This is a genomic window from Microbacterium aurantiacum (genome assembly GCF_002872075.1).
Classification (GTDB): domain Bacteria; phylum Actinomycetota; class Actinomycetes; order Actinomycetales; family Microbacteriaceae; genus Microbacterium; species Microbacterium aurantiacum_A.
In genome coordinates this window covers 54,777-68,807 of record NZ_PGGU01000029.1, presented here as the reverse complement: position 1 = coordinate 68,807, position 14,031 = coordinate 54,777, and the positions used below count along the sequence as shown (strand labels likewise).

The window sequence follows — 14,031 nt, the reverse complement described above, 5'->3', positions numbered from 1 at the left end:
CAATAACCTCATGGCCAGCAACAATTAGCGCCTGGCCGCACGGGCGCCGGATCTAGAGCTCCCCCGGGCGCATCGCCTCCGCGTCGATCGCGCGGATGATGCGCTGCGCCGCCGTGTCGACGGGCGGCTCTGCCGCGGCATCCGTCGTCCTCCGCCCGCGAGGGGCGTACACGACGAGGGAATGGAAGAGGAACCGCGCGAAGAACGCGACGATGAGGGATATCCCTGTGGCGACGACGCTCGAGATGTGCCAGGTCTCGACCATCAGCGCCATCAGCGGGATGCGCAGCGCCGCTTCGACACCGTTGAACGTGACCGAGGTGGCGAACCGGATGCCGAGTCCGCGAGCATCGGTGCGCATGTCGGCGAAGACGAACCGCTCCTGCAGGATGAAGTTGCCCACGATGGTGGCCGCGGCGCCGAAGATCGCCGCCCAGATGTAGTCCATCCCCGCGACGGTGAGCAGCCACATGATGCCGAGGTTCGCGATCGCGCCGACGAGCCCGATCAGGGCGAACAACGACATCTTGCCGAAGCGCAGGCGGGCGAGGTGCGCGACGAACGTCGCTCCCTGACGCAGGCTCGCCTTGGAGGTGCCGTGACGGCGCTCACCGAACTCCATCGGGATCTCGGCGATGCGCAGGTCGGAGCGGGCGAGGACCTCGAGCAGGATCTTGAAGCCCTGGGGGCGGAGGCCGGCGAGGTCGACGCGGCTGCGGTCGACGAGGAAGAATCCGGTCATCGGGTCGGTGCTGCGGGCGAGCCGCAACGGGAACATCGCCTTCGTGAGCCAGGTCGCCGCCCGCGAGACTCCGAAGCGCAACGCGGTGCCGAGCCCGCGGGAGTCCCCGCCGCCGACGTAGCGCGAGGCGCCGACGACATCGGCATCCCCCAGCGCATGCCGCTCCAGCAGCAACGGGAGCAGCTCAGGCGGGTGCTGCAGATCGCCGTCCATCACGATGCAGATGTCGGCGCATGCAGCGGCGAGCCCCACGGCGACCGCGCCGCCGAGTCCGCCGGTGTTCTCTGTGCGATGGATGACCCGCACCGGCAGGGGCGCGTCCGCGGCGATGCGCTCGACCTCGGCGGTCGTGCCGTCGGCGCTGTCGTCCACGAACAGGATCTCGGCATCCCACCCGTGCAGCGCGGCCGCGGTACGCGCGACGAGCTCGGCGACGTTGTCGCGCTCGTTGAAGGTCGGCACGATGACCGTGACCGCTGTGCTCACGTGTGCTCTCTCCGATCGGCCGATGCTCGGCATCCATCGTTCCATGTCTGGCTGTGCCCCGCGCACTCGCTCTCAGCGCCCACCCTGCTGAACGGCTCTAACCTTGAAGTATGACTTCTCCCGCTTCTGACACGATCACGATGTTCGGCGCCGAGTGGTGCGGCGACTGCCGCCGCACCAAGAAGCAGCTCGACGGACTCGGGATCGAGTACACCTACATCGACCTCGCCGAGGACCCGGCCGCCGCCGACATCGCGAAGGACATCTCGGGCCGCATGAACATCCCGGTCGTCCTCTACCCGGACTCCTCGCACCACGTCGAGCCGTCGAACGCCGACGTCGAGGCGAAGCTGCGCGAACTCGCACTGATCTGAGGTTCGCGCCGTAGCGGTGCGCGACGAGCGCGCCGATACACTGGCGCGATGAGCACAGCGGCTTCGCAGGAGCAGGCATCCGTCCGCCTTTCTCCGCGCACGATCGTGCTCTACGCAGTCGGTTCGCTGGGTACCGGCGGGTATGCCACTCTGCCCGGACTGGTGCTGACGTACTTCCTCACCGACAACCTGGGCGTCGCCGCCCTCGCCGCGGGACTCATCGTGACCGCCGCGAAGATCTGGGACGTCATCATCGACCCGCTCATCGGCGCGGCGTCCGATCGTCAGCTCGCACGCACCGGTTCGCGCCGCGGGTTCATGGTCACCGGAGCCCTCACCCTGCCGCTGTTCTTCGCACTCACGTTCGCGGTGCCCCCGTCGTGGGGACCCGTGACCGGTGCCGCCTGCGTGCTGCTGGCGTTCCTCGCGACCGCCACGGCTTTCAGCCTGTTCCAGGTGCCGTACGTCGCTCTCCCGGCCGAACTCACCGGCGGCTACGACGAGCGCAGCCGACTGCTCGGCTGGCGGGTCGTCGTGCTCACGGCAGCGATCCTGCTGTTCGGCGCCGGCGGCCCCGCTCTGCGCGACGCCTCGTCGGATCCGGTCGCCGGGTATCTGCTCATGGGCGTCATCTCCGGGGTCATGATCGGGCTGGGGATGCTGATCGCCGCACGCACAGCCGATGCCGGAGACGCCCGCATCGACGCCCCCTCCCCTTCGCTTCCCGTCGGGCTCCGTGACCAGTACCTGTCGGGGTTCCGCGCGCTCGGGCGCAGCGTGCCCTTCCGTGCACTGCTGGGCACCTTCCTGCTTCAGGCGCTCGCGACCGGCACCATGCTCGCCGGCGCCCAGTACGTCGCGACCTGGGTGCTGCGCTCCGAGGATGCCGTGACATTCGTCTTCATCGCGCTGGTCGGGCCGGCGCTGCTCGCGACCCCGGCCTGGACCGCACTCGCCCGCCGCCTCGGCAAGGAGCGGTCGTTCGCGATCGCCAGCGTGCTGTTCACCGTGGCCGCGGCATCCATCACCGTGGCGGTCTGGGCGCCGGGACTGTGGATCTACGCGTCCGTCGCCGTCGCCGGTGTCGCCTACGCCGGTCTGCAGTCGCTGCCGATGGCCATGCTTCCCGATGTGATCTCGCACGACGAACGCCTCCATGGTTCCGGCCAGGCGGGCACCTTCACCGGCGTCTGGACCGCGGGCGAGACCGTCGGCTTCGCCCTCGGCGCGACCGCCGTCTCGCTCACGCTGGCCTCGACCGGCTACATATCCACGGTCGCCGGCGTCACGGTGGAGCAGCCCGATGCCGCGGTGGCGGGCATCGTGCTCAGCTTCAGCGTGCTGCCCGCCGCGCTGATGGCTGCCAGCCTGCTGACCCTCCGCGGCTACCACCTGCGCCGCGACGACATCGATGAGCCCCCGCTCGGCGCCGGCCCGCGCGCATAAGCTGGGACCCCGCCTGAAGGAGACGCCGATGACTTCTGCGACCGTGACGCCTGCGACCGAGCTCGACGATGCGGAGCGCGCGCGTCTCGATCAGGATGTCGCCGCCCTCCAGAGCGGCGCACGCACCTGGGCGACACTGACCGTCGCGCAGCGCGCCACCCTGCTGCAGTCGGTGCGAACCGGAGTGGCGGCGGCGGCCGAGGACTGGGCGACGACGGCTGCAGCTTCGAAGGGCCTGGATGCGAAGCATCCGCTGCGGGGCGAGGAGTGGCTCGGCGGCCCGTACAGCGTGCTTGGATCGCTCGACGCGTACATCGAGACCCTCACCCGTCTCGCCGAGGGCCGCAGCCCCCTCGACGGCATCCGCCTCGACCGGGCACCCGGAGGCCGTACGCGCGTGCATGCCTTCCCCCTCACCGGGATCGACAGGTTCCTGTTGTCGGGATACACCGGCGAGGTCTGGCTCGAACCCGGCACCACGCCGAACGCGGCGCGCGCGGCGGCCGGTCTCGCGCAGCGCACACCGAGCGAGTCCGGCGGCGTCGGCCTCGTGCTCGGTGCGGGCAACGTCACCTCCATCCCGGTGCTCGACGTGCTCTACGAACTGCTCGCCCACAACCGCACCGCCCTGCTCAAGGTGAATCCGACGCAGGATGCGCTCGTGCCCGTGTACAAGCGGGCGTTCGCGGCTCTCATCGAACCGGGGTTCCTCCGGATCGTGCGTGGCGGCCCGGCGGTCGGAGCGTACCTGACCGGTCACTCCGATCTGATGCACGTGCACATCACGGGGTCGGCCGCGACGTTCGACGCGATCGTCTGGGGCACCGGGCCGGCGGCGAAACGCCGTCGTCGCGAGCAGCGTCCGCAACTGAAGAAGCCGATCACGGCCGAGCTGGGCGGGGTCTCACCGATCATCGTCGTGCCCGGCGACTGGACCGACGCCGACATCACGTTCCAGGCCGAGCACATCGCGACGATGCGGCTGCAGAACAGCGGGCACAACTGCATCGCCGGCCAGGTCGTGATCCTCTCGTCGGACTGGGCGCAGGCCGGCGCCTTCCGCGCCGCCCTGCGGCGCGCCTACGCGAACGCGCCGGAGCGTCCGACGTGGTACCCCGGCTCGCCGACACGGATGCAGTCGGCGGCGGATGCCTATCCCGACGCGCTCGTGCTCGGCGACCGCCTGCTCGTCGAGATCGAGGACGGGCAGGATGCCGCGGCCCTCCAGCGGACCGAGTACTTCGCCCCCGTGCTCGGCGTGGTCGACGTTCCCGGCACCGGCCAGTCCTTCCTCGATGCGGCGGTGGCCTTCGCGAACGATGAGCTGCAGGGCACGCTCGGCGCGAATCTATTGATCGATCCGGCCACCGAGAAGACGCTCGGCGCAGGATTCGAGCGGGCGATCACGGCGCTCCACTACGGGTCGATCGCGATCAACGGCTGGACCGCATTCGGCTTCATCACCCCGACGCTCACCTGGGGCGCTTTCCCCGGAAGCACGATCGACGACGTGGGCAGCGGCATCGGAGTCGTCCACAACGCGCTCCTGCTGGACCGGGTCGAGCGATCGGTCATCCGTGGACCGTTCCGCCCGTTCCCCCGGTCGCTCCCCTTCGCGAACGGCGGCGGTCGCCTCAGCATCCTGCCGAAGCCGCCGTGGTTCGTGTCATCCCGCACCGGCGCCGAGGTGAGCGAGGGCCTGACCCGCTTCCGTGTGAGCGGCAGCGTCCCAGGTCTCGTGCGCACCCTGCTCCGGGCGCTTCGCGCCTGATCCTCCCCGCTCGGCCCGTCAGAGGGCGAGCAGGTCGGTCGCGTCGCGAAGCGCCTGCTGGATCGCGGGCTCGGATGCCGCGTGCCCGGCCTCGACGATGACGAACTCCGCCTCCGGCCAGGCGCGATGCAGATCCCACGCCGTCATCACCGGGGTGCAGACGTCGTACCGCCCCTGCACGATGACCGCCGGGATGTGCCGGATCGCGTCGATGCCGGCGAGGAGCTGTCCTTCGCTCCACCACCCGCGGTTCACGAAGAAGTGGTTCTCGATGCGGGCGAAGGCCACTGCCCGCTGCGGATCGGCCATCTCGGCGATGTGCTCCGGGTCGGGGCGCATCGTCACGGTCGACGCCTCCCACGTGGTCCACGCGACGGCGGCGGGAACGTGCACCGCCGGGTCCGGGTCGAAGAGGCGCCGGTGATAGGCCTCGATCATCCGAGAGCGTTCGAGCACCGGGATCGGCGCGATGAAGTCCTCCCACAGGTCGGGGAAGAGCGCAGCTGCGCCGCCCTCGTAGAACCACTCGAGCTCTTCGCGCCGCAGCGTGAAGATGCCCCGGAGGACGAGCCCGGTGACGGCGCCCGGATGCGCCTGCGCATACGCCAACGCGAGGCTGCTGCCCCAGGAGCCGCCGAACACCTGCCAGGCCTCGATGCCGAGGTTCTTGCGCAGCAGCTCCATGTCGGCGATCAGGTGCGCCGTCGTGATGAAGCGCAGGTCCGCGCCGGGCTCCGCCGCGTGCGGGGTGCTCCTGCCGCAGCCGCGTTGATCGAAGAGCACGATCCGGTACTTCTCCGGGTCGAAGAAGCGGCGCTGCCACGCAGAGGTGCCGCTGCCGGGTCCGCCATGCAGGAACACCACCGGTTTGCCTTCGGGGTTGCCGCTGACCTCCCAGTGGATGCGGTGTCCGTCGCCGACGAGCAGCTGCCCCTCGTCGTACGGCTCGATCGATGGATACAGCGCATCCAGATTCATCATCATTGGTCCCCCGACCCGGTGAAAAGACTTCAGCCTTCCAGGCTAGCCGAGGGAGAACGACCTCCTGGTATTACAGGTCGCCCTCGGCGACGGCGAAGGTGTCGCAGACGCCCAGACCGTTCTGGTATCCATTCGCGAACCAGTACTGACGCTGATCGCTGGAGCCGTGAGTGAAGCTCTCCGGATTGACGAATCCGGACTGCTCCTGGATGTGGTCGTCGCCCACGGTGATCGCCGCATTGATGGCGTCGTTCAGCTGCGACTCCGTGGGCTTCAGCAGGTACGGGTCGCCATCCGCATCCGTCTGCTTGGTCATCTGCCCGATCCACGCTCCGGCGTAGCAATCGGCCTGCAGCTCCATGCGCACGCCGTTGCTTCCGGGACCGGTGCCGTTGTTGGGGTACGCGTCCATCACACCGGTGATGTTCTGGATGTGGTGTCCCCACTCGTGACCGACGATGTACAGCTGCGCGAGGTCGCCGGCGGATGCTCCGAACTGCTGCTGCATCAGCTGGAAGAACGTCGGGTCGAGGTACACGCCTTCCTCGGGCGGGCAGTAGAAGGGGCCCACTGCGTTGGATGCGGTGCCGCACTGCGTCGGGGTCTGACCGTCGACGACGGTCAGCTGGGGCGCGCGATAGCCGTCGAGCTGCTCCGTCCAGAATGCGTCGAGCGCGACCTGGGCGCCGGCCATGCGGCAATCGACGTCCGCATTGGCATCCGCGCCGGTCTTGCAGTCCTCGATCACCGAGCCGCCGGACGGCTCCGTCCCGCCGCCGGTCCCTCCGCCGAGCAGGGGGGTGAGATCCACCCCGAGCATCGGACCGACGATGAGCGCGATGATGCCGAGCACGCCCACGCCGCCGCCCGCGATGGCGGCGTTGCGCCCACGGCGACGCGTGGTGTTGCCCGAGATGTCGGCGTCGGGATTGAAGGTCATGGAAACGAGGGTACTCCCGTGCCGAACAGACGTAGGCTCGGAATCATGACGACGACGATCACCATCACCGGCGCCGGCGGACAGATCGGCTATGCCCTGCTCTTCCGGATCGCGGCCGGCGACATGCTCGGACCGGACGAGAAGGTGCGGCTGCGGCTGCTGGAGATCCCGCAGGGCCTCGGTGCCGCCGAAGGGGCGGCGCTCGAGCTCCAGGATGGCGCGTTCGGCCTGCTCGAGCACGTCGAGGTGACGGACGACCCCGCTGTCGGCTTCGAGGGCTGCGACCTCGCCCTCCTCGTGGGCGCCCGGCCCCGTGGTCCCGGCATGGAACGTGCGGACCTGCTCGCCGCGAACGCCGGGATCTTCGGTCCGCAGGGCGCGGCGATCGCCGCCAACGCGGCATCGGGGGTCCGGGTCACGGTCGTCGGCAACCCGGCGAACACGAACGCGCTGATCGCGGCGGCGTCCGCCGACGGCGTGCCCTCGGAGCGCTTCACGGCCCTCACCCGCCTCGACGAGAACCGGGCCAGGGCGCAGCTCGCCCAGGTACTGGGAGCGCGGGTCGGGAGTGTCCAGCGTGTGCCGATCTGGGGCAACCATTCGGCGACGCAGTTCCCCGATGTGTCGCACGCCACGGTCGACGGGCGTCCGGTGTCGGAGGCACTGGCCGCGATCGTCGGCGATGTGCCGGAGTGGCTGGAGAACACCTTCATCCCGCGGGTCGCGAAGCGCGGGGCCGAGATCATCGAGGTGCGCGGTTCGTCGTCTGTGGCGTCGGCCGCCAGCGCGACGATCGACCACGTGCGGGACTGGGTGCGCGGCACCGAGGACTGGACCAGTGCCGGTGTCGTCTCCCGCGGCGAGTACGGAGTTCCGGAGGGGCTGATCTCGTCGTTCCCCGTGCGTTCCGTCGCCGGCGAATGGCAGATCGTCGAAGGGCTGGAGCTCAGCGAATGGGCACGTGCGCGGGTCGACGCCTCCGTCGCCGAGCTCGTCGAGGAGCGCGAGGCGGTGCGGGCCCTCGGGATGCTCTGAACAGGTCACCACAAGTCGGCACGGCAAGGCAGAATGGATGCTGGAGGTGCGCCGATGACCGATACGACCGATCTGACGACAGGGGCCCTGCCCGTCGACGAGGCCAGGACCAGCCCGGTGCATCTGCCGCATGCCGCGGCCGAGTGCCCGAAGTGCTTCACCGAGTTGCAGCAGAACCGCGACTTCTGGTCGGCACGTCCGGACGGCTCACGACTCGTGGGTCTGGTGGTCGCCCGCGAGGGGATGCCGTCGGTCGTGAAGCAGCGTGAGGATCTCACCCGCTTCGGCGTGCCGATCGAGGGATTCCGTCACCCTGCACCCGACATCCTGGAGAGCTGGGGCGAGCGGCTGGGACGACTCATCGCGACCCTGAAGCCGGGCGACGTGCTGGTGGTGGCCAATGTCAACGCTCTCGGCCGCGATGCCGAGGAGGGCACGCGCGCGGTGGCCGAGCTGCGCCGCCGCGGCATTATGGTGAAGGTCCTCAGCCACGACTCCCGCCACCTGGCCGACGCCGGCGCCTGACGACTCAACGCCAGAGGGGGCCGACCGTCATGGTCGACCCCCTCCGGAAACGCTGCCGTGGTTCAGCCGCCGGCGAGCTGCGTGTCCAGATCCTGGATCGCACGCATCATCCCGAGCAGCGACTCGGACATGTCGTTGATACCATCCACCGCAGTCTTCAGACCCGTGGTCAGCTCGCCATAACCCTCACCGAACTTGCCCGACGCGTGCTGCGTCTTGAAGTCCTCACCCAGAAGGGTGTCGACCTGACCCTTCAGGGTGTCCAACTGCCCCTGAATGTCATCACGAGCCTGCGACAGCGACGACGCCACCTGCTCCATCTCCGCATAAGATGCACCGAAATCAGCCATCATCAACTCCCACTACTCGTCATGGATCCGGACCCCTCCGGCCCGATACCTACACCATACGGAAGCCCGAACAAGACTGTCGATGGGGACAACTCCCCATCTGACATCGCTCGCTACGGCGTGGGTGCAGGCAACCAACTCAGCGTCGACGCGCACACATCGACGAGCGCCTTCATCGCCACCAGCGGCGGATCATCGGCGGGGACATCCGTGGGATGCACGATCACGGTGGTCAACTGCAGCGCACGCCGACGCTCGCTGCCGGGAACCGGCGTGAGGTGCACGACGGTCGTCACAGCGGCCGTCTCGCCGTCCAGGCTCTGCGTCGTCTGCCGCTCAGCGCGCAGGATCCGCTTGTCTCCGAGCAGCGGTGTCGCTCCGTCGCGATCGATCATCGTGCGCACCAGGGGGTCGAGATTCGCTCCCGCTTCGGCATGCAGGATGCTCGCGGTGATGGATGCCGGCAGGTAGAGCGCGTCCTCTCCGACCGGGAGGAACATCGCCACTGTCGAGACCTTCCGCATCTGCGTGAAGGCCTCCGTCGTCAGCTGCCGCATCCGCGCGTACAGCTCCGGCCGGTGCGCGGTGAGCAGGCGCCCGCGCATCTCGCCGATCATCCGATCCTGCTCGGCCTGGGTGACGGCACGGCGCTGCCACCCGGGTGGCAGCACCAGGGTGAAGTCGGGATCGGGCTCGCCTCCGAGCGTCTCTCGCAGACTGACCCTCTCCTCCCGCTCGTTCAGATCAGTCACGTCGCGTCCCTCCCGATGGGATCCATGGTGAACAGCGTGCCGAGGTCGGCAGCGAGCGCGCGGGCCAGAGTGTCCTCGTCAAGGAGGCCGCGTTCGTGAAGAATGCGCAGGGCGTCGTCGCGGTCCGCGCGGATGCGCGTCCGCTCGAGCTCCGGCAGCTCACGCGCCAGCATCCGCCCTCGCTCCCGGTCGCTCAGCGTGGGCGCCGATGGGGCCGGGTCCTCGACGACTGCGACGCGGTGCCTGCGGCGCAGCAGGATCGCTGCGGTGAGTGCCGTCGCGACGACGAACGTCGCGATGATCGGCCACAGCCATCCGCCGAGGTCGTAGTCCCGGTCCGCGGCGATCCGCGGCAGGCCGATCGCGGCGAACCCGGCCATCACGGCGGCGGCCGCCGTCATCGTCAAGGTACCTGGCGACCAGGTCGCTCCTTCACGCAGCCAGGCGAACCACAGCACGAGCTGTGCGACGACGGCGACGGCGAAACAGATGCCGGCGCCCGGAACGGCGACCTCGGGTGGAAGCGGATCGACCAGAGCGAACATCGAGAGTCCGGTCGCGTACAGGGCGACCCCGGCGAGAGGCGCGATCAACCCGGCGATGCCGAGCAGGGCGAATGCGATGCCGGCACCTGAGCGCACGACGGATCGAGGCTTCCAGCGAGCGGCGAGCGAGGCGCCGTCCGGTCCGAAGCCGGCGGCGATCTCCGGATGCTGCTGAAAGGCGAAGGCTTCGAGCCGCGCGAGCCGCGGGGTGTTCGCCAACGACTGGTCACGCGCCCATTCCCGGGCGTCCGCGTAGGGAGAGGTCATCGTACGGTCAGAGTATCAAGCCAGGACGCTGCTGCCGTCGCCTCGGGCAGCCCAGGCGGCACGGCCTCGAACCGGCGGCCGTCGGAGGCGGTGAGCGTCAACGACTGCACGAACGAGTGGATCGCCGGCATCAGCGGCTGCAGGAGTTCCGGAAGCGTCGGCTCGACCAGGACCGTCACTGCCTGCTCGGCAGCCTGAAACAAGTACTCGAGTCCGAGGACTTCAGTGTCCGCGACGCGTTGGACGAAAGGGACCTGCAGTCCGGCACCGAGTCCGGCGGCCTGGTACAGCAGCGCGTCGCCGGGGGCGGGGAGATCGATCGCCGGGTCGAGTCGGCCGACGGCGGCGTGCACGAACAGGCAGACCGGCCCGCTCGCAGGCCAGATCTGGAAGCAGAAGGCGTCCTCGGGTCGACGGTGCGCCGGCCCGGCACGCAGTATCGCGGGGACGAGCTCGTCGTGCACCGGAAGCCACGCATCGCCCCATGCACTCCGCAGCTCAGCGGCGTTCGCCGCGACCCAGGCGTCGTCGATCGTCTCGGGGACCGGAAGCCAACCCGGGTTCACGCTCTCCCCGTCGAGGACCCAGACCGCGCTCACAGCACCGCCCCCACCCACGGCACAGAGCCGCTCGGCCCCTTGCCGCCGTTGCCCGTCCAGGTCGCGATCTTGTCGCCGAGCTTCCACGAGCCGGAGATGACGGTGTACGCGAACTCCCAGCCGGCCGCGATCGTCGTCGAGTTGCAGAACCCGTTCGCGCCGCCCGACATCGCGTCGATCATGCCCGTGAGCCCCTTGACGTCTTTGCCGAACATCAGGCGGGTCATGACGTCGCCGACGCCGGCAGGATTGTTCATCGTGAGGAACTCCCGTCCTCCGGCGAGCAATCCGCTGAAGCCACCGCCGGCGAACCGGCTGATCATGGTCAGGTTCTGGCCCTGCGAGATCGCGGCCGTCCAGCTGGAAGGCTTGAACGCCATGAACGTGTCGCCCAGGAACGCCAGTCGTCCCGCGCCTCCCTGGAAGAGTTTGCCCATGCTGCCGAACGGGATGACGCCCACGATGGCGAGGATGAGCTCTGTCATCCCCGTATCGCTGCGACAGAACTGGTAGATCGTGAGCGCGAGGGTGAGCACGCCCACGATGCCGGCGATGAGCGCGATGATCGGGCCGCCGATGATGATCCCGGCGATCGCGACGATGATGCCGATGACCTGAAGCACCTGCAGCGTACCTGCGACGAAGCCGTCGACGTCGTCCCAGAAGCCGTCTTCGATGCTCCCGTCGAGGATGTCCCCGATGCCGCTCACGGCCGTGTCGAAGGCATCCTCCCAGGTGTCGATCTCCGAATCGAAGATCCGCGCCTGGGCGATGAACGCCTCGTACTTATCCTGCTTGGCCGCATCCTGGTCGGCTTGCTCCTCCGCCTCCGGAGTGCCCTCTTGGTCGTCCGGGACGGGCCCCCGCTCGCCCGGCATGAGGCCGGGCGCACCGTCATATGCGCTCCAGAGCGTCCGGCACTCCGTGACAGCGGCGTTCACCCGCGGTTGCGCCTCGGCGAGGCTCGTGGCGTACGACACGAGAACCGGCCCTGTCGGCTGGTACATGCGTCCGGCCCGCCGTAGCTCCACGTGGGTGTCTCCGACGATCTCGCGGAGCTTCTCGACCGCCTTGCCGCGCTGCTCCGTCGTCTGCTCGGCCAGAGACGCGAGGAAGTCGGCACCGTCGATCATCTGGTTCCCCAGCGAGGTGATCTCGTTTCCACGGCGACGGATCGTCGCGGCATCTCCGCTGAGATCGCATATCCCGCGCCCGGCGGGAGAAAAAGGCATGACCATGGGCTCGTCCTTCGCTCAGACCGGCTGCGGTGTGTGGTTGTCGCCGGTCGCATCGACCTCGAACTGCGCGGCGGTGCTGGAATCCCAGTCTTCGAGGCCGTCCAGGACGCCCTGGAAATGCTCCTGCACTTTCTTGATGTCACGGGTGAGGTCACGGCGGCGGTCGTCCCACTGCCCCTCGAAGTCGTGCACCTTGTCACTGAGCCGCTGATAGGGATAGCCGCTCCCGATCGCGTCCTGCAAGTCCTCGGTGCGGGACCCTGCCTCTTCGAGCTCGGTGACGATGCGCTTCAGCTTCTCGTTCACCTGATTCAGCTCGGTGTATTTGACCCAGACCCCATCAGTCATCGTGACCCTCCCGTCGAGTCGAGGTTACCGAGCGAGTACCGACGAGGTCGATGGGGACAACTCCCCATCGACCTCCCCGTCAGTCGTCCGCGGCGTTCGACAAGGCGGCCACCGCCGGCTCCTCCACGAGCTGCTCCCATGCGAACGTGGAGACCATCGCGTCGCTGAGGAGCTCGATGCCGTTCAGCACGTCGTCGGAGATCACCGCACCATCGGGAATCACTATCGTCGAGGTGAAGACGAGTGCTTTGCGCCGGAGAGTGCCCGGCACTGGGATGACGTACGTGAGATTGCGCCCGCTCACGCCGTCGATCGCCGCAGCCCCGGCCGGGCGCGTCGACTCCGACGCCCACCGGACGATGTGCTTCAGGTGCTCGTCGAGGAAAACGGCTCCGCGTGTCCGGAACGCCTCCGAGACCCAGGCGTCAAGGTTCTCACCATCCGGAGCGGTCAAGGCGGAGGCCGTGATGCTGAGCGGAAGCAGCTCGTCCATCGGCACGTCCTCCTGCCGATAGACGGCGAACACCTTGGTCTGACGCATGCCCTGGTTGGCGCGGGCCATCATGCCGCGGAACTCGGCGTCGAGATCAGGGCGTCCGGCGTGCATGAAGATCGCGCTCGCCTTGCGGACGTCCTCCTGCTGCCCCGCATTGGTCGGCAGATGGGTCACCCACCCCGGCGGCAGCACGAACCGGAACGGAGGGATGCCGTACCGGAGCTCCACTCCCAGGTCGTTCATCTCGCTCATCTGATCCGCGCTTTCTGAGCCATGCGTGCTTTCACCTCTGCGTTGTCCCGGAGCGCGATCGCGCTCATCCGAGCCGTTCCCCAGCCGCTCCGTCTCCAGCGCTTCGCTTCCCCCTGCACGACCGGGCGTGCGTCGCGGACGGCGAGTGCCGCCAGTTCGTCCCATCGTGCGGGGTCCTGATGCGCTTTCGCGTCGCGGTGCGCCTTGTTCACCCGGGCGACGCGCCGAAGGGCCTTGCGCCGGATTCCTGCCGCCAGGTCCGAGAAGCCCTCCTGCGGCGCATTCCAGAGATCGGCGTGCCGGTCGATCACTGCGTCGATGATCTGATCGAGCTCTGCCGCCATGTCTGGAAGACGATCGAGGAGGCGTCGCTCTTCGACCTGCCACGCCTCGCTGATGGCCATGGAGCAGACGATGCACAGGGTCCGCGGGACCACCCGCTCTCGCGCGTATCCGCACGTGCAGCGGTCGGCTATCGCAGCCAGAGCCTCGTCGAAGGACCCGGTCACCGGCCCGGGGTCCGGGACCGGCTCCATCGCGTCGAGAAGAAGAACCGCCCCCGGTACTCCCACCTGGCGCAGAAGGTCGTTCCGCGGGTTGGAGGAGAGGCGATCCACCTCGGCCCGCCACGGCGCGACCTCCGTCTCGGCCAACAGGCCGTGAACGCGCCGCGCGTAATCGACCAACGACCGACGCTGCAGTTCCTCGACCTCGCGGTTGAAACGACGCTCATCCGACGCCCCCAACGCACCGTGAGCGTCGATCAGCGCGAGGACGGATTCCCGGCCGGCCCGCACGGCATCCGCATGGATCTCGCCGATCTCGGGGTTGCGCGCAAGAAAGGCCTCTTCGTCAGCAACGAGGGTGGTCACTCTGCTCATTCG

At 68.7% G+C, this 14,031-nt stretch carries 16 protein-coding genes; 5 read left to right on the top strand and 11 right to left on the bottom strand.

Annotated elements, in window-relative coordinates; all coding sequences use genetic code 11:
- Window positions 1-52: 52 nt before the first annotated feature.
- Window positions 53-1,261, bottom strand: a complete 1,209-nt coding sequence (locus CUR96_RS17345) for a glycosyltransferase (protein WP_102194591.1) — start codon at window positions 1,259-1,261, stop codon at window positions 53-55.
- A 77-nt stretch (window positions 1,262-1,338) separates the two neighbouring features.
- Here CUR96_RS17345 and CUR96_RS17340 point away from each other — a divergent pair, with 77 nt between their 5' ends.
- The 3 genes from CUR96_RS17340 to CUR96_RS17330 are packed head-to-tail and all read left to right on the top strand — an operon-like array spanning window position 1,339 to window position 4,819.
- Window positions 1,339-1,602 carry a glutaredoxin domain-containing protein gene (locus tag CUR96_RS17340; protein WP_102194590.1) on the top strand — a complete coding sequence of 88 codons (264 nt, stop codon included), beginning with the start codon at window positions 1,339-1,341 and terminating at the stop codon, window positions 1,600-1,602.
- A 48-nt stretch (window positions 1,603-1,650) separates the two neighbouring features.
- Window positions 1,651-3,048 (top strand): MFS transporter, encoded by a 1,398-nt coding sequence (locus CUR96_RS17335; RefSeq protein ID WP_102194589.1) that lies wholly within the window; start codon window positions 1,651-1,653, stop codon window positions 3,046-3,048.
- 28 nt (window positions 3,049-3,076) lie between these two features.
- A complete protein-coding gene (locus CUR96_RS17330) occupies window positions 3,077-4,819 on the top strand; it encodes an aldehyde dehydrogenase family protein (RefSeq protein WP_102194588.1) in 1,743 nt (580 codons plus the stop codon).
- Window positions 4,820-4,837: 18 nt separating this feature from the next.
- Here the strand turns inward: CUR96_RS17330 and pip are convergent, their stop codons facing one another.
- The gene (gene pip, locus CUR96_RS17325; RefSeq protein WP_180969093.1) at window positions 4,838-5,803 is read right to left on the bottom strand and encodes a prolyl aminopeptidase; all 966 of its coding nucleotides are present in this window, start codon (window positions 5,801-5,803) and stop codon (window positions 4,838-4,840) included.
- A 67-nt stretch (window positions 5,804-5,870) separates the two neighbouring features.
- The gene (ypfJ, locus tag CUR96_RS17320; RefSeq protein WP_102194587.1) at window positions 5,871-6,740 is read right to left on the bottom strand and encodes a KPN_02809 family neutral zinc metallopeptidase; all 870 of its coding nucleotides are present in this window, start codon (window positions 6,738-6,740) and stop codon (window positions 5,871-5,873) included.
- A gap of 45 nt (window positions 6,741-6,785) precedes the next feature.
- On the opposite strand from ypfJ, the gene CUR96_RS17315 reads away from it, so the two are divergent.
- Both CUR96_RS17315 and CUR96_RS17310 read left to right on the top strand, forming a co-directional pair.
- Window positions 6,786-7,775 carry a malate dehydrogenase gene (locus CUR96_RS17315; RefSeq protein WP_102194586.1) on the top strand — a complete coding sequence of 330 codons (990 nt, stop codon included), beginning with the start codon at window positions 6,786-6,788 and terminating at the stop codon, window positions 7,773-7,775.
- 54 nt (window positions 7,776-7,829) lie between these two features.
- Window positions 7,830-8,300, top strand: a complete 471-nt coding sequence (locus CUR96_RS17310) for a recombinase family protein (protein WP_102194585.1) — start codon at window positions 7,830-7,832, stop codon at window positions 8,298-8,300.
- 62 nt (window positions 8,301-8,362) lie between these two features.
- Here the strand turns inward: CUR96_RS17310 and CUR96_RS17305 are convergent, their stop codons facing one another.
- From CUR96_RS17305 to CUR96_RS17270, 8 genes are all read right to left on the bottom strand, one after another.
- Window positions 8,363-8,650, bottom strand: coding sequence for a WXG100 family type VII secretion target (locus CUR96_RS17305; RefSeq protein WP_102194568.1), 288 nt, complete (start codon window positions 8,648-8,650; stop codon window positions 8,363-8,365).
- Between the two features lie 113 nt (window positions 8,651-8,763).
- Window positions 8,764-9,402: a protein TPRXL gene (locus CUR96_RS17300; protein WP_102194584.1), complete on the bottom strand. Its 639-nt coding sequence runs from the start codon at window positions 9,400-9,402 to the stop codon at window positions 8,764-8,766.
- Window positions 9,399-10,214 (bottom strand): hypothetical protein, encoded by an 816-nt coding sequence (locus CUR96_RS17295; RefSeq protein ID WP_102194583.1) that lies wholly within the window; start codon window positions 10,212-10,214, stop codon window positions 9,399-9,401. Before CUR96_RS17295 ends, CUR96_RS17300 begins: the two co-directional genes overlap by 4 nt.
- Window positions 10,211-10,813, bottom strand: a complete 603-nt coding sequence (locus CUR96_RS17290; RefSeq protein WP_102194582.1) for a hypothetical protein — start codon at window positions 10,811-10,813, stop codon at window positions 10,211-10,213. The genes CUR96_RS17295 and CUR96_RS17290 overlap by 4 nt, the downstream gene beginning before the upstream one ends.
- The gene (locus tag CUR96_RS17285; protein ID WP_102194581.1) at window positions 10,810-12,051 is read right to left on the bottom strand and encodes a hypothetical protein; all 1,242 of its coding nucleotides are present in this window, start codon (window positions 12,049-12,051) and stop codon (window positions 10,810-10,812) included. Before CUR96_RS17285 ends, CUR96_RS17290 begins: the two co-directional genes overlap by 4 nt.
- A gap of 15 nt (window positions 12,052-12,066) precedes the next feature.
- Window positions 12,067-12,399 (bottom strand): flagellar protein FlgN, encoded by a 333-nt coding sequence (locus CUR96_RS17280; RefSeq protein WP_102194580.1) that lies wholly within the window; start codon window positions 12,397-12,399, stop codon window positions 12,067-12,069.
- Between the two features lie 79 nt (window positions 12,400-12,478).
- Entirely contained in the window at window positions 12,479-13,147 is a 669-nt protein-coding gene (locus CUR96_RS17275; RefSeq protein WP_102194579.1) for a hypothetical protein, read from the bottom strand.
- The gene (locus tag CUR96_RS17270) at window positions 13,144-14,028 is read right to left on the bottom strand and encodes a hypothetical protein (RefSeq protein WP_102194578.1); all 885 of its coding nucleotides are present in this window, start codon (window positions 14,026-14,028) and stop codon (window positions 13,144-13,146) included. Before CUR96_RS17270 ends, CUR96_RS17275 begins: the two co-directional genes overlap by 4 nt.
- Window positions 14,029-14,031: the final 3 nt, after the last annotated feature.

Excerpts from the sequence above, each read along its gene's own strand:
- CUR96_RS17270 (WP_102194578.1), bottom strand. The coding sequence starts at position 14,028 with ATGAGCAGAGTGACCACCCTCGTTGCTGACGAAGAGGCCTTTCTTGCG.
- pip (WP_180969093.1), bottom strand. The coding sequence starts at position 5,803 with ATGATGATGAATCTGGATGCGCTGTATCCATCGATCGAGCCGTACGAC.
- CUR96_RS17345 (WP_102194591.1), bottom strand. The coding sequence starts at position 1,261 with ATGCCGAGCATCGGCCGATCGGAGAGAGCACACGTGAGCACAGCGGTC.
- CUR96_RS17295 (WP_102194583.1), bottom strand. The coding sequence starts at position 10,214 with ATGACCTCTCCCTACGCGGACGCCCGGGAATGGGCGCGTGACCAGTCG.
- CUR96_RS17335 (WP_102194589.1), top strand. The coding sequence starts at position 1,651 with ATGAGCACAGCGGCTTCGCAGGAGCAGGCATCCGTCCGCCTTTCTCCG.
- CUR96_RS17280 (WP_102194580.1), bottom strand. The coding sequence starts at position 12,399 with ATGACTGATGGGGTCTGGGTCAAATACACCGAGCTGAATCAGGTGAAC.
- CUR96_RS17340 (WP_102194590.1), top strand. The coding sequence starts at position 1,339 with ATGACTTCTCCCGCTTCTGACACGATCACGATGTTCGGCGCCGAGTGG.
- CUR96_RS17310 (WP_102194585.1), top strand. The coding sequence starts at position 7,830 with ATGACCGATACGACCGATCTGACGACAGGGGCCCTGCCCGTCGACGAG.
- CUR96_RS17330 (WP_102194588.1), top strand. The coding sequence starts at position 3,077 with ATGACTTCTGCGACCGTGACGCCTGCGACCGAGCTCGACGATGCGGAG.
- CUR96_RS17275 (WP_102194579.1), bottom strand. The coding sequence starts at position 13,147 with ATGAGCGAGATGAACGACCTGGGAGTGGAGCTCCGGTACGGCATCCCT.
- CUR96_RS17315 (WP_102194586.1), top strand. The coding sequence starts at position 6,786 with ATGACGACGACGATCACCATCACCGGCGCCGGCGGACAGATCGGCTAT.
- ypfJ (WP_102194587.1), bottom strand. The coding sequence starts at position 6,740 with ATGACCTTCAATCCCGACGCCGACATCTCGGGCAACACCACGCGTCGC.
- CUR96_RS17285 (WP_102194581.1), bottom strand. The coding sequence starts at position 12,051 with ATGGTCATGCCTTTTTCTCCCGCCGGGCGCGGGATATGCGATCTCAGC.
- CUR96_RS17305 (WP_102194568.1), bottom strand. The coding sequence starts at position 8,650 with ATGGCTGATTTCGGTGCATCTTATGCGGAGATGGAGCAGGTGGCGTCG.